Origin of the sequence: Pseudomonas sp. F8002 (assembly GCF_013385495.1) — a bacterium.
Lineage (GTDB): Bacteria > Pseudomonadota > Gammaproteobacteria > Pseudomonadales > Pseudomonadaceae > Aquipseudomonas.
This window is the reverse complement of record NZ_JACAPW010000024.1, coordinates 83381-96688: the sequence shown is the minus strand read 5'-3', so window position 1 is coordinate 96688 and position 13308 is coordinate 83381. Positions and strand designations below refer to the sequence as shown.

10 protein-coding genes are annotated in these 13308 nt (G+C 60.7%); 6 read left to right on the top strand and 4 right to left on the bottom strand.

Annotation, left to right across the window (positions count from 1 at the left end):
- Nucleotides 1-71 precede the first annotated feature (71 nt).
- The 4 genes from rho to HX811_RS18325 all read left to right on the top strand — a co-directional run bounded on the left by rho (nt 72) and on the right by HX811_RS18325 (nt 5997).
- A complete protein-coding gene (gene rho, locus HX811_RS18340) occupies nt 72-1331 on the top strand; it encodes a transcription termination factor Rho (protein ID WP_008438874.1) in 1260 nt (419 codons plus the stop codon).
- Nucleotides 1332-1487: 156 nt separating this feature from the next.
- On the top strand, nt 1488-3473 hold the full coding sequence (locus tag HX811_RS18335) for an acyltransferase family protein (RefSeq protein ID WP_177046798.1): 1986 nt from the start codon (nt 1488-1490) through the stop codon (nt 3471-3473).
- Between the two features lie 89 nt (nt 3474-3562).
- Entirely contained in the window at nt 3563-5029 is a 1467-nt protein-coding gene (gene ubiD, locus HX811_RS18330) for a 4-hydroxy-3-polyprenylbenzoate decarboxylase (protein WP_008438879.1), read from the top strand.
- Nucleotides 5029-5997: a CDP-6-deoxy-delta-3,4-glucoseen reductase gene (locus HX811_RS18325; protein ID WP_003213981.1), complete on the top strand. Its 969-nt coding sequence runs from the start codon at nt 5029-5031 to the stop codon at nt 5995-5997. Before ubiD ends, HX811_RS18325 begins: the two co-directional genes overlap by 1 nt.
- 151 nt (nt 5998-6148) lie before the next feature.
- Here the strand turns inward: HX811_RS18325 and HX811_RS18320 are convergent, their stop codons facing one another.
- Complete coding sequence (locus tag HX811_RS18320; RefSeq protein WP_003213979.1) at nt 6149-6625, bottom strand: hypothetical protein; 477 nt, start codon at nt 6623-6625, stop codon at nt 6149-6151.
- Between the two features lie 329 nt (nt 6626-6954).
- Between HX811_RS18320 and HX811_RS18315 the strand changes: the two genes are divergently transcribed.
- Nucleotides 6955-9348 (top strand): TonB-dependent siderophore receptor, encoded by a 2394-nt coding sequence (locus tag HX811_RS18315; RefSeq protein WP_008438880.1) that lies wholly within the window; start codon nt 6955-6957, stop codon nt 9346-9348.
- A 40-nt stretch (nt 9349-9388) separates the two neighbouring features.
- On the top strand, nt 9389-10042 hold the full coding sequence (locus tag HX811_RS18310; RefSeq protein WP_003213974.1) for a gamma-glutamylcyclotransferase: 654 nt from the start codon (nt 9389-9391) through the stop codon (nt 10040-10042).
- Here HX811_RS18310 and glpT read toward each other — a convergent pair.
- From glpT to HX811_RS18295, 3 genes are all read right to left on the bottom strand, one after another.
- Nucleotides 10039-11376: a glycerol-3-phosphate transporter gene (glpT, locus tag HX811_RS18305; RefSeq protein ID WP_003213972.1), complete on the bottom strand. Its 1338-nt coding sequence runs from the start codon at nt 11374-11376 to the stop codon at nt 10039-10041. The genes HX811_RS18310 and glpT overlap by 4 nt on opposite strands.
- Before the next feature lie 220 nt (nt 11377-11596).
- Nucleotides 11597-12214: a flagellar basal body-associated protein FliL gene (locus HX811_RS18300; protein WP_008438881.1), complete on the bottom strand. Its 618-nt coding sequence runs from the start codon at nt 12212-12214 to the stop codon at nt 11597-11599.
- A gap of 76 nt (nt 12215-12290) precedes the next feature.
- Complete coding sequence (locus HX811_RS18295; protein ID WP_003213968.1) at nt 12291-13268, bottom strand: NADPH:quinone oxidoreductase family protein; 978 nt, start codon at nt 13266-13268, stop codon at nt 12291-12293.
- Between the last annotated feature and the right edge of the window lie 40 nt (nt 13269-13308).

Sequence of the window (13308 nt, the reverse complement as noted above, 5' to 3'; positions counted from 1 at the left end):
CTCTGCGGCGCGGCCTCATTAAGCCAAAAGCTTAATTTCCCCCCCTCCATAAATGATTACGTCATTCCTATATGAATCTGACTGAACTCAAGCAAAAGCCGATTACCGAACTGCTCGAATTGGCCGAACAGATGGGCATAGAAAATATGGCCCGTTCGCGCAAGCAGGACGTGATTTTCTCCCTGCTGAAAAAGCACGCGAAAAGCGGCGAGGAAATCTCCGGTGATGGCGTGCTGGAGATTCTCCAGGACGGCTTCGGCTTCCTCCGCTCTGCAGACGCTTCCTATCTCGCCGGCCCAGACGATATCTACGTCTCGCCGAGCCAGATCCGTCGCTTCAACTTGCGCACCGGTGACACCATCGTTGGCAAGATCCGCCCTCCAAAGGAAGGCGAGCGTTATTTCGCCCTGCTCAAGGTCGACACGATCAACTACGATCGTCCCGAGAACGCGAAAAACAAGATTCTCTTCGAGAACCTGACGCCGCTGTTCCCGACCGTGCGCATGAAGATGGAAGCCGGCAACGGTTCCACCGAAGACTTGACCGGTCGTGTCATCGACCTGTGTGCCCCGATCGGCAAAGGCCAGCGCGGCCTGATCGTGGCCCCGCCGAAAGCCGGCAAGACCATCATGCTGCAGAACATCGCAGCGAACATCGCCCGTAATAACCCTGAAGTTCACCTGATCGTGTTGCTGATCGATGAGCGTCCGGAAGAAGTAACCGAAATGCAGCGCACCGTGCGCGGCGAAGTGGTTGCCTCGACGTTCGATGAGCCGCCAACCCGCCACGTGCAGGTTGCCGAAATGGTGATCGAGAAGGCCAAGCGCCTGGTCGAACACAAGAAAGATGTGGTGATCCTGCTCGACTCCATCACCCGTCTGGCCCGTGCCTACAACACCGTGATCCCAAGCTCCGGCAAGGTGCTCACCGGTGGTGTCGATGCCCACGCCCTGGAGAAACCGAAACGTTTCTTCGGCGCTGCGCGGAACATCGAAGAAGGCGGCTCGCTGACCATCATCGCCACCGCACTGGTTGAAACCGGTTCGAAGATGGATGAAGTGATCTACGAAGAGTTCAAGGGTACCGGCAACATGGAACTGCCTTTGGACCGCCGTATCGCTGAAAAGCGTGTGTTCCCTGCCATCAACATCAACCGTTCCGGCACGCGCCGCGAAGAGTTGCTGACCGCCGATGACGAACTGCAGCGCATGTGGATCCTGCGCAAGCTGCTGCACCCGATGGACGAAGTTGCGGCCATCGAGTTCCTGATCGACAAGCTGAAAACCACCAAGACCAACGACGAGTTCTTCCTGTCGATGAAGCGCAAGTAACACGACGCTTCGGTCAAAAAGGATGGCGCCCCATGGGGCGCCATTTTTTTTGTTTCTGGAAAAGGAGTTTTGGCTTTAGTGTGTGTCTGTTTAGAAACAAATTCGCGTGTGTGACTACACTCGCTGTCCATCCGATCAGGCAAATTACAAGATTTTATGACCATTCTCGCTTATCGCAGGGACATTGACGGCCTGCGTGCCATAGCTGTGCTCGCTGTTGTGCTGTTTCATTTTGGTGTACCGGGCTTTACCGGCGGCTTTGTCGGCGTCGACGTGTTTTTCGTGATCTCCGGCTACTTGATCACCTCGATCATCTGGCGCGAGCGTGAGGCCGGCCGTTTCAGTTTTGTCAGCTTCTGGGCCAGGCGAGCGCGGCGTATCCTGCCGGCACTGTTCGTGATGATGCTCGGCGCGCTGGTGGTGGGCTGGTTTCTGCTGGCGCCCAAGGATTACAGCGAGTTGGGGCGCTCGATACATAACCAGGTGGTGTTTATCTCCAACCTGTTTTTCATGCGCCAGGACGGTTACTTTGATGTGGCCTCCGATATCAAACCGTTGCTGCATACCTGGTCATTGTCGGTTGAAGAACAGTTCTACATCCTCTTCCCACTCCTGCTGACACTGCTGTCGAGCCGGTTCAAATATTGGCGCACGGCGCTGTTCGTGTTGTTGCTGGTGTCATTCGGCATGAGTACATGGGCGGTGGCCCACGCTCCGGAAAGAGCCTTTTTCCTGCTGCAGATGCGTGCCTGGGAGCTGTTGGCGGGCGCAATGCTGGCGGTAATGCCGGTACGCGAGTACCGCTCCAGCCCGGCGTTGGCGCAGGCCGTCAGCCTTGCCGGCCTCGGCCTGATCCTGCTGGCGGTCTTCGCGTATGACCCGAGCACGCCGTTTCCCGGCGCCGCAGCGCTGTTGCCGGTGGTGGGCGTGGTCTGCCTGATTTGGGCCAACGGCCAGCAAACTACCCTGACGAGCAAGCTGCTGGGTAGCCGCTTGCTGGTGGGGATTGGCCTGATCTCCTACTCCTGGTACCTGTGGCACTGGCCGGTGTACGTGTTTGGCAAGTACGCCAGTGTCGACGGGCTGGGCCCGTGGGAGCTTGGTGCACTGTTTGTGTTGAGCCTGGTGCTGGGTTATGCGTCCTGGCGGTTTGTCGAGGCGCCGTTCCGTGAGCGTCGGCTGTTGGCAGGGCGCAAGCAAATCCTGGTGGCGGCGGGTATCGCGCTGCTTGGGGTGGGACTGCTCGGCAAAGGCCTGGTCTTGACGAAGGGCTTGCCTTGGCGCCTGTCGCCCGAGGCGCTGCAATTTGCCCAGGCGCGCGAGTGGAGCCCGGACCTCATGGCCTGCCTGGTGGATGGTGGGAAAAATCGCCACCATGGATTTTGTCATTTCGGGCCTCAGTCCGCGCCGACACGCGCGCTGGTCTGGGGCGATAGCCATGCCACGGCGCTGGTTCCGGCGTTGCAAGACGGCGCGAGCAAGTACGGTGTCAGCGTCACCCAGGCAGGTTATGCCGGTTGCCTGCCGTTTAATCGCAAGGAAAGCGTTCCGGGCTGCCTGGCCTTTAACCAGCAGGTCACGCAGCTGCTCGGCAAGGAAACCTTTAGCGACGTGGTGCTGGTGGCGCGCTGGAGCCTGTATGTCTATGGGCAGCGCGATGGTGATACCGAGGCTTCGTTGCTGGACCCGGCGACCGGAACCTATGACCGCGCCTTCGCCGAGCGGCGCTTCGCTGAAAGTCTGGGCGCCCTTGTGCAGCAATTGCGCGCCAGCGGTCATCGGGTGTGGCTGGTCAAGGAAGTCCCCCTGCAGGAATTCAGTCCGCCTTACCGCCTGAGTCGCCTGGCGATGCTCGGCCGGCCCACCGATAAAGAAGGCATGCCCCTGGATGAGCACCTCCAGCGCCAGGCCTATATCAGCAGCGTATTCGAGCGCATGGCGGCGGCTGATCCCGGGGTAAAGGTAATGGATCCGGCGCCCAAGTTATGCAGTGCGAATGACTGGTGCCGGGTGGAACTGGACGGTCAGTCGCTGTACACCGACGACAATCACCTCTCGGCGGTTGGTTCGCGGTATGTCGAGGCGTTTCTTGAACCCTTGTTCAAAGCCTTGCGCGATGAAACCCAGGCATCGGCTCTTTGAGTCTGTGTCGTCGGCAATGCTGCTCAATAAGCTGCCAGCGACCGTAAGAGCAGGTAGGATGTACGCCTATTTTACGGGTGGCATGGTTAATGAAATTCAAGGATCTTCGGGATTTCGTGCAGCAACTTGAGCAGCGCGGAGAGTTGAAACGTATCCAGGTGCCGATTTCCCCGGTCCTGGAGATGACTGAGATTTGCGACCGCACCTTGCGCAACAAGGGCCCGGCGCTGCTGTTCGAAAACCCGGTGGGCTTTGATATCCCGGTGCTCGGCAACCTGTTCGGCACTCCCGACCGCGTGGCGTTTGGCATGGGCGCCGAGTCGGTCAGCGAACTGCGCGAGATCGGCAAGCTGCTGGCCTTCCTCAAGGAACCCGAGCCACCCAAGGGGCTCAAGGACGCCTGGTCGAAGCTGCCCATCTTCCGCAAGATCATCGCCATGGCCCCCAAGGTCGTGAAAGACGCGGTTTGCCAGGAAGTGGTGATCGAAGGCGAGGATGTCGACCTCGGCATGCTCCCCGTGCAGACCTGCTGGCCTGGCGACGTCGGCCCGCTGATCACCTGGGGCCTGACCGTCACCAAAGGCCCGAACAAAGACCGCCAGAACCTCGGCATCTACCGTCAGCAAGTGATTGGCCGCAACAAGGTCATCATGCGCTGGTTGAGCCACCGTGGCGGCGCCCTGGATTTCCGTGAGTGGTGCGAAAAGCATCCCGGCCAGCCATTCCCTGTTTCCGTGGCCCTGGGCGCCGACCCGGCGACCATCCTCGGCGCCGTCACGCCGGTGCCCGACAGCCTGTCCGAGTACGCTTTCGCCGGCCTGTTGCGCGGCAATCGCACTGAGCTGGTGAAATGCCGCGGTAACGACCTGCAAGTGCCGGCCACCGCCGAAATCATCCTCGAAGGCGTGATTCACCCGGGCGAGATGGCCGATGAAGGCCCCTACGGCGACCACACCGGCTACTACAACGAAGTCGACAGCTTCCCGGTGTTCACCGTCGAGCGCATCACCCACCGGATCAAGCCGATCTACCACAGCACCTACACCGGCCGCCCGCCGGATGAGCCGGCGATCCTCGGCGTGGCGTTGAACGAAGTGTTTGTGCCGATCCTGCAAAAGCAGTTTCCGGAAATCACTGACTTCTACCTGCCGCCCGAAGGCTGCTCGTACCGCATGGCCATCGTGACGATGAAGAAGTCGTACCCCGGCCACGCCAAGCGGGTAATGCTGGGTGTGTGGTCGTTTTTGCGACAGTTCATGTACACCAAGTTCGTTATTGTCACCGACGACGACATCAACGCCCGGGACTGGAACGACGTGATCTGGGCCATCACCACGCGCATGGACCCCAAGCGCGACACGGTGATGATCGACAATACGCCGATCGACTACCTCGACTTTGCTTCCCCGGTATCGGGCCTCGGCTCGAAAATGGGCCTGGACGCCACCCATAAATGGCCGGGTGAAACCACCCGCGAATGGGGCCGCGTGATCGTCAAGGACGAAGCGGTCACTGCCCGTGTCGATGCGCTCTGGAAAGAATTAGGAATAGATTGATGCGTGTAACCCTGCAGCCTTCCGGTGCGGTACTTGAACTGACGCCCGGCGAGCGGATCCTCGAGGGTGCGCGCCGCCTGGGCTACGATTGCCCCCAGGCCTGCCGCAATGGCGTGTGCCACGTGTGCGCGGCGCTGCTGGTGGAAGGCCGGGTGCAGCAAGCCGGTGAGGTGCGTGACCATGGCGAGTTCTATACCTGCATTGCCGAACCGCTGGAAGATTGCATTGTGTTGTGGGATGGCGTGCTGGCGCCGGGAGAATTGCCGGTGCGCAAACTGTCTTGCCAACTGAGTGAATGCGTTGAAGTGGGCGGTGACGTATGGCGCGTGCGCCTGCGGGCTCCGGCCGGCAAGGCGGTGCGCTACCACGCCGGGCAATACCTGATGATCGAGCGGGAAAACGGCGAGAAGTCGGCATTCTCCCTGGCCTCGGCGCCCCACGCCGGGCGCGAGCTGGAATTGCACGTGCTGGCCCGGGAAGACAGCGCCCGCAGCCTGCTGGAGCAGTTGCAGCGCAACCAGATGGCCCGCATCGAAATGCCGTTTGGCGACACCCACCTGGCGGAACTGCCCGACGGGCCGCTGGTGCTGATCGCCGCCGGCACCGGCATGGCCCAGATGCATAGCCTGATCGAACACTGTCGCGCCAGTGGCTTCAAGCACCCGGTGCATCTGTATTGGGGTGTACGTCGACCGGAAGACTTCTACGACATCGAGCACTGGGACCAATGGCTGCAACTGCCCAACCTGTTCCTGCACAAAGTGGTCAGCGACCTGTGTGGCTGGGAAGGGCGCTGCGGGCTGTTGCATGAAGCGGTGTGCGAAGACATCAGCGACCTCAAGGCCGTGCATGTCTACGCCAGCGGTTCACCGGCGATGATCTACGGCACCCTGGATGCGCTGGTCGAGGCCGGCATGGATGCGCACCAGATGCGTGCTGACGTATTTGCCTACGCACCCCGCCCGTAACGTGTGGCGAGGGAGCTTGCTCCCGCTGGGCTGCGCAGCGGCCCCGAAACAGTCGCTGGGTTCTATCTGTAAGACCGCATGAACTTCAGGGGCCGCTTCGCGACCCAGCGGGAGCAAGCTCCCTCGCCACAGAAGCCCTTCAGTGGCTTGATCAGAAACGAACGCCCGTGGTCACCATCGCCGCATTGAACCCGAGCAACACCAGCTCGGCGGCGACCGGCCCGTAGTGGGTGCCCACCGAGGGGATGATCACCGGCGCCACCCCCAGTCCATTCAGGGGAATCTTGTCGCGGTACTTGCCGCGATAGCCCTGGATCACACCCCCTGTCAGCTTCAAGTACACCGGGTAATCGGGCATGTCGTAGCGTTTGCCGGCATAGGCGTAGTACGAACGCTGGCTGAACGAGTTGCGAAACGTCGCCCCGCCATACACCAGGCCTGACGCTTCATTGCGCTCCAGGCCGATCAGGTCCTGGTTGTTGTTGTGGTCCTTGTCCGGCGCAAAATGCCGGGTGTAGACGCTCGTCTGGGCATACCAGAAGCCTTTTTCGTCCTGGGTCGGCACTTCCGCCGCCAGGGCGGTGGTGGCCTGTGCCAGGAACAACAGGCTGGGCAGTCGGTATTTCATGGAGTGACCTCGGTAGTCGATTCGGTTGGCGGCCAGGTGGGTCGTGACAGGCGCCTATTTTGAAGGCTCAGCGTGCCCCCAGGCTGAACCTGCGCTGAAACTACAGGGATTGAGGCAGCCAATCCTGATGAGCGGAGCGGCCTGGGCTTATGCATTCGCTTATTCTTTAAAGGTATTTAATTTGTTACATAAATATCATTAAGCTATATGCCAACGGACTACCGACTTTCTGCCAATAACCAATAAATGACCGCCACCGTCCGCCACACGGATCGATCGTACGAGCTCAGAGCATTGACGTTCTGGCTTTTGATTCCAAGGGGAGCGGTATGGGGAGCAACAAGCAGCACCTGCTGTACACGGCGATTTTGTCGGCTAATTTGCTGACCGCTGTGGGATTCAGTCCAGTGGCATCCGCCGAAACGGCCACTGCCGATGTACCCAAACTCGATACCGTCATTGTCACCGGCACCCGCGCCCAAGAGCGCACCGCCAGTGCCTCGTTGTCACCTATCGATGTGATTTCCGGCGACACCTTGCGCAGCACCGGCTCTGATGAGTTGGGCGCGGTGTTGGCCCGATTGATTCCTTCCATCAACTTTCCACGCCCGAGCCTGGTAGACGGTGCCGAACTGGTGCGCCCGGCGCAGCTGCGTGGCCTGTCACCGGACCAGGTGTTGGTGCTGGTCAACGGCAAGCGCCGCCACACCAGTGCCTTCGTCAATCTCGGCGGTGCGGTTGGGCGTGGCTCGGCGCCGGCGGATTTGAATGCGATCCCGTTGTCGGCGGTCGACCATATCGAGGTGCTGCGTGACGGCGCATCGGCCCGCTACGGCTCCGATGCGATTGCCGGGGTGATCAACGTGATCCTCAAGCATGACGACCACGGCGGCTCGATCACCAGCAAGTTTGGTGAGTACAAGAAGGGCGACGGTATCCAGCGCAACCTCAGCGGCAACACCGGTGTGGCACTGGGCGATAACGGGTTTATCAACATCTCTGCCGAAGGCGCCGACAACGATTACACCAACCGCGCCGGCAAGGACCTGCGTCCGGGCAGCGTTGGTTCGACGACCTACGGCCAGCGGGTGTTCCGCCAGGGCGAGCCGGCTACCGACCAGGGCAAGCTGTTTCTCAACTCGGAATATTCCTTCAGCGATGCGGCCGAGTTCTATGCGTTTGGCGGCTACAGCAAGACCCGCGGCGAGACGGCGGCGTTCTACCGGGCCAGTAACGCGAGCAACAACATTCCTGCGCTCAACCCCAACGGTTACCTGCCGTTGATTCGCGGTGACGTGGAAGACACGTCCCTGGCGGTCGGCCTGCGCGGCTTGTTGGCCTATGACTGGCACTACGATGTGTCGGTCAACTACGGCAAGAACCAGTACCAGATCGGTACCGAAACCATCAACACCTCGCTGGGCCTGGCCACGCCGCGCAAGTTCGACAATGGCACGTTGGTCAATGACCAGAAGCAACTCAGCCTGGACCTGTCGCGGGAATTCAGCCTGGGCTGGTTGCCGTATCCGGTGTCGGTGGCGTTTGGCGGCGAATACCTGGACCAGGGTTACCAGATCAAGGCGGGCGACCCGGCGTCCTACTACCAGACCGGCAGCTCGGGCCTGGGCGGCTTCCGTGATTCCGACGCCGGCACCAGCACGCGCCACAACTGGGCGCAGTACCTGGACCTGGAAACCAACTTCACCGAAAAACTCAGTGCCTCCGCCGCCGTGCGCCACGAGGACTACAGTGATTTTGGTTCCAACGTCAGCGGCTCGCTCTCGGCGCGCTACGACTTCACCCCGCAAGTGGCCTTGCGCGGCAGTGTTTCCAACGGTTTCCGTGCGCCGTCCCTGGCCCAGCAAAACTTCGCCTACACCTCGTCGCAACTGATCGGCAACACCATCCAGGAAGCCGGCACCTTCCCGGCCAACAGCCAGGTGGCGCGCCTGCTCGGCGCTGAAGACCTGAAAGCCGAGAAATCCCGCAACTACAGTCTCGGCCTGGTGCTGGAGCCGACCGACAACCTGACCGTGACCGCCGATGTCTACCGTATCGACATCAGCGACCGCATCAGCCTGTCCTCCAACCTGGACCTGAGCAAGAACCCGGCTGCGCTCGCGTATCTGCAGGCCAATGGCGTGGGCAACATCAACTACACCACCGTGCGCTACTTCACCAACGCCACCGACACCACCACCAATGGCGTCGACCTGGTGGCCAACTATCGCTACCAACTGGACAACGGTGTGCGCTGGAACAGCACCGTGGGCTACAACTACAACCACACCAAGGTCACCGACGTAAAAGCCAACCCGTCCGTACTGGATAGCCTGGGCGCGAGCCTGGTTCGGGTGGACCGTCGCGAGCGCATCGGCCTGCTGGGCGATACCACGCCACAGCACAAGCTGAGCCTGGGCAACGACCTGAGTTTCGGCAACTGGGCGCTGCACAGTAATTTGGTGCGCTATGGTTCATTCACCAGCTACCAGGCCGACCCGACCAACGACCAGAGCTTCAAGGCCGCCTGGCTGTTGGACCTGTCAGCCGACTACAAGCTGAAAAACTGGACCTTCACCGTTGGCGGCGACAACGTCACCGACAAATACCCGGAAAAACTCAATGCCTACGCCAGCAGTGGTGGCAATTTGGCCTATAGCACTTTTTCGCCGTACGGTTACAGCGGCGCGTTCTATTACGGTAAAGTTGCTTACAACTGGTAACAGCTTCTCGTAACAACAAAGGAGACCTAAGCGATCTGCCATGACCGCCATTGAATCTGATCTTTTGCAATTGGCTTACCCTCCGCGGCTCGATCTGGGGCCGCAACTCACTCACGAACAGTTGATGAGCTCGATGCAAGCCACCATGGCGCTGCACAAGGGTGGGCCGGTCTGGCTATTCGCTTACGGTTCGCTGATCTGGCGGCCTGAATGTTCGTCGACACAGCGGATGCGGGCGCGGGTCCACGGTTATCACCGGGGCTTGTACCTGTGGTCCCATGAGCACCGGGGCACGCCGGAAATACCGGGGTTGGTGTTTGGCCTGGATCGCGGCGGCTCGTGCAGCGGGTTTGCCTACCGCTTGCCGGAAGATCAACTGGAGGCCTCGCTGTATGCCCTGTGGCAGCGCGAGATGCCGTATCCCTCGTACCGGCCGCACTGGCTCAGCTGTCGTCTGGAAGATGGCAGCCAGGTGCAGGCATTGGGATTTGTTCTGGAGCGGCACCTGCCCAGTTATGCCGGCAATTTGCCCGACATCGTGCTGAATCACGTATTGCAAAGCGCTTGCGGGCGTTACGGCACTACGCGCGATTATGTCGAGCAGACCGTCAACGCCCTGCGTAGCCACGCCATGCCAGACAAGAATCTGGAGGCGCGGCTCAAGCGGTGTTCCAAAGGCTGTTCCGACGATTAACGTGCGGCACTGACGCTATTGGTGTGCCACAAGGTGGGGATCAGGAACGCGATGGCCAGCAGGCACGCGCCGATCAGCAATACGAAACCACCGTCCCAGCCGAAATGGTCAACGGTGTAGCCCATGGCCGCACTCGCTGCCACTGAACCACCCAGGTAACCGAACAAGCCCGTAAAGCCCGCTGCGGTACCGGCGGCTTTTTTCGGTGCCAGTTCCAGCGCCTGCAGGCCGATCAGCATCACCGGACCGTAGATCAGGAAGCCGATGGAGAACAGCGCGATCATGTCGATCATCGGGTTGCCCGGCGGGTTAAGCCAGTAAACCAGGGTCGCCACGGTGACCAGGCCCATGAACACAATGCCGGTCAGGCCACGGTTGCCACGGAAGATCTTGTCTGACATCCAGCCGCACAGCAGCGTGCCCGGAATGCCCGCCCACTCGTAGAAGAAGTACGCCCACGAGGTTTTATCCACGTCGAAGTGCTTGGCTTCCTTGAGGTACGTCGGCGCCCAGTCCAGCACGCCGTAGCGCAGCAGGTAGACGAAGACGTTGGCGAAGGCGATGTACCAGAGCATTTTGTTGCGCAGTACGTACTTGACGAAGATTTCCTTGGCGCTGAATTCGTCCTCGTGGCTGGCGTCGTAGCCTTCCGGGTAATCGTTCTTGTATTGCTCGATGGGCGGCAGGCCCACCGATTGCGGGGTGTCGCGCATGGTGATGAAGGCAAACGCCGCCACCAGCAGGGCCACGGTGGCCGGGACGTAGAACGCCGCGTGCCAGTCGTTGAACCAGGCCATGCCCAGCAGGAACAGCGGGCCGATCAAGCCGCCGCCGACGTTATGCGCCACGTTCCATACGGAAACCACACCGCCACGTTCCTTCTGCGACCACCAGTGCACCATGGTCCGCCCACTTGGCGGCCAGCCCATGCCCTGGGCCCAGCCGTTGATGAACAGCAGAATGAACATCATGGTCACGCTGGAGGTAGCCCAAGGTGCGAAACCGAAAATGAACATCACCCCGGCGGACACCAACAGGCCGAAGGGCAGGAAGTAGCGCGGGTTGGAGCGGTCGGACACCAGGCCCATGAGGAACTTGGACAGGCCGTAGGCAATTGCGATCGCCGACATTGCCAGGCCCAGCTGGCCACGGGTGTAACCCTCGTCGATCAGGTACGGCATGGCCAGGGAGAAGTTCTTGCGCAGCAGGTAGTACCCGGCGTAACCGAAGAAAATACCGGCGAAGATCTGCCAGCGCAGGCGTCGGTACGTGCTGTCTATTTTTTCTTCAGGCAGGGGCGCCTGATGTGCGGCAGGACGGAAGAAAGCAAACATTCAAGAGCTCCAGATTTCTTGTTTTGACTGCGGATGCGAATGTTACAGTTTCGTTACCGAAAATAGCACCGCCTCTTATCTGCGGGCATAGGAATTGAGTGCAATTGCATGTTCTTTTACGAACATGTCGCTTAGAGGCAAGTGAGGGACGTTTTCAGGAGGGGATGCCAAGAAGCTGGGGTGAGGGAGCAAGCTCCCTCACCACAGGCAGTGATTCGGTTCAGTTGCCGTTGGCGGCTGCGATATCACCTGGAAGCAGGTGTTCCTGGATCTTCTGGCTGCGGGATTCCACCAGTTGACCCTGGTCGTCGAAGCGCAACACGATCAGCCAGTCATACACATTTTCCGGCCATTTCTTCATGCCGGTCAGCGCCGCGCCGTCACCGCCGAAGGCCTCGATCAACTTGTCGATATGCCCGTGATGCCAGGCGATCAACACGGTCTGCGCCTGGTTGGACTTGCGCAGGGACTTCACCAGCTTGCCGACTTGATCGTCTGAGTAGGGGGTTTCAAGCGGGAGCTGCAGGCGCTGGGCCAGGGGTGTCAGGGTCAGGCGCGGGCGAGAGCTTTCCTTGCTGTCGCTGGTAGCGATCAGCCGCTGGGGCACCACGGAGATGCCGTTCAACAGCAGTGGGTCGAAATAGCTGGCGTAGGCCGCCGCCCGCTGTTCGCCCTTGGGGCTCAGCAACGGACCTTCATCGGGTTTTTCCGCATGGCGCACGATCAGCACCGTCACGTTGTTCAGCCCGCGTACATCCTTGCCCTCTTTATGGGCAAAGGCGTGAGCCGACACCATCATCAACAACCCCAGAAACAGCGCGCGCAGCGGTGTGACCATTATTCATTCCTGCCAGTGAGTGAGTGCCTCGGCCGATCATGGGCCCAGGCACTCCGCGGACAAAATGAAACAATAGTCAGCGTAGCTGCACCACGACCTTGCCCACAGCCTTGCGCTGGCCGAGGTCGTTGATCGCCTGCGCCGCCTGCTCCAGCGGGTACACCTGGGACACCAGCGGCTTCAACTTGCCCTCGGCGAACCAGCCGAACAGTTGCTGGAAGTTGGCGGCATTGTCCTGCGGCTGGCGCTGGGCGAACGACCCCCAGAACACCCCGACCACCGCTGCACCCTTGAGCAGCGCCAGGTTCACCGGCAGCTCGGGAATGCGCCCGCTGGCAAAGCCCACCACCAGCAGCCGGCCATTCCAGGCGATGCCGCGAATGGCCTGGTCAAACAGGTCGCCGCCCACCGGATCGTAGATCACATCCACGCCATTGCCGCCGGTAAGGCGTTTGATCTCGTCCTTGAGGCTGGCTTCGCTGTAGTTGATCAACTCATCGGCACCGGCAGCCTTGGCCACCGCCAGCTTGTCGGCGCTGCTGGCCGCGGCGATCACCCGGGCGCCCATGGCCTTGCCGATTTCCACCGCAGCCAGGCCGACGCCGCCGGAGGCACCGAGCACCAGCAGGGTTTCCCCGGGTTGCAGGTTGGCCCGTTGCTTCAGGGCGTGCATCGACGTGCCGTAGGTCATGCTGAAGGCGGCGGCGGTGTTGAAGTCCATGCTCGGCGGGATCGGCAGCACGTTGTAGCCCGGCACCGCGACCTGCTCGGCGAAGCTGCCCCAGCCGGTCAGGGCCATCACCCGGTCACCGACCTTCAGGTGGCTGACGTTCTCACCGACTTGGCTGATCACGCCTGCCGCTTCACCGCCCGGCGAAAACGGGAAGGGCGGCTTGAACTGGTACTTGCCCTCGATGATCAGGGTGTCCGGGAAATTGACCCCGGCCGCATGCACGTCCAACAGGATTTCGTTCTTCTTGATCGCCGGGCTTTCGACGTCTTCCAGCACCAGGTTTTCGGCGGGGCCGAAGGCTTTGCACAGCACAGCTTTCATCGGACTATTCCTTTTGGCGTGTTGGCCGATAAGTGTAGGT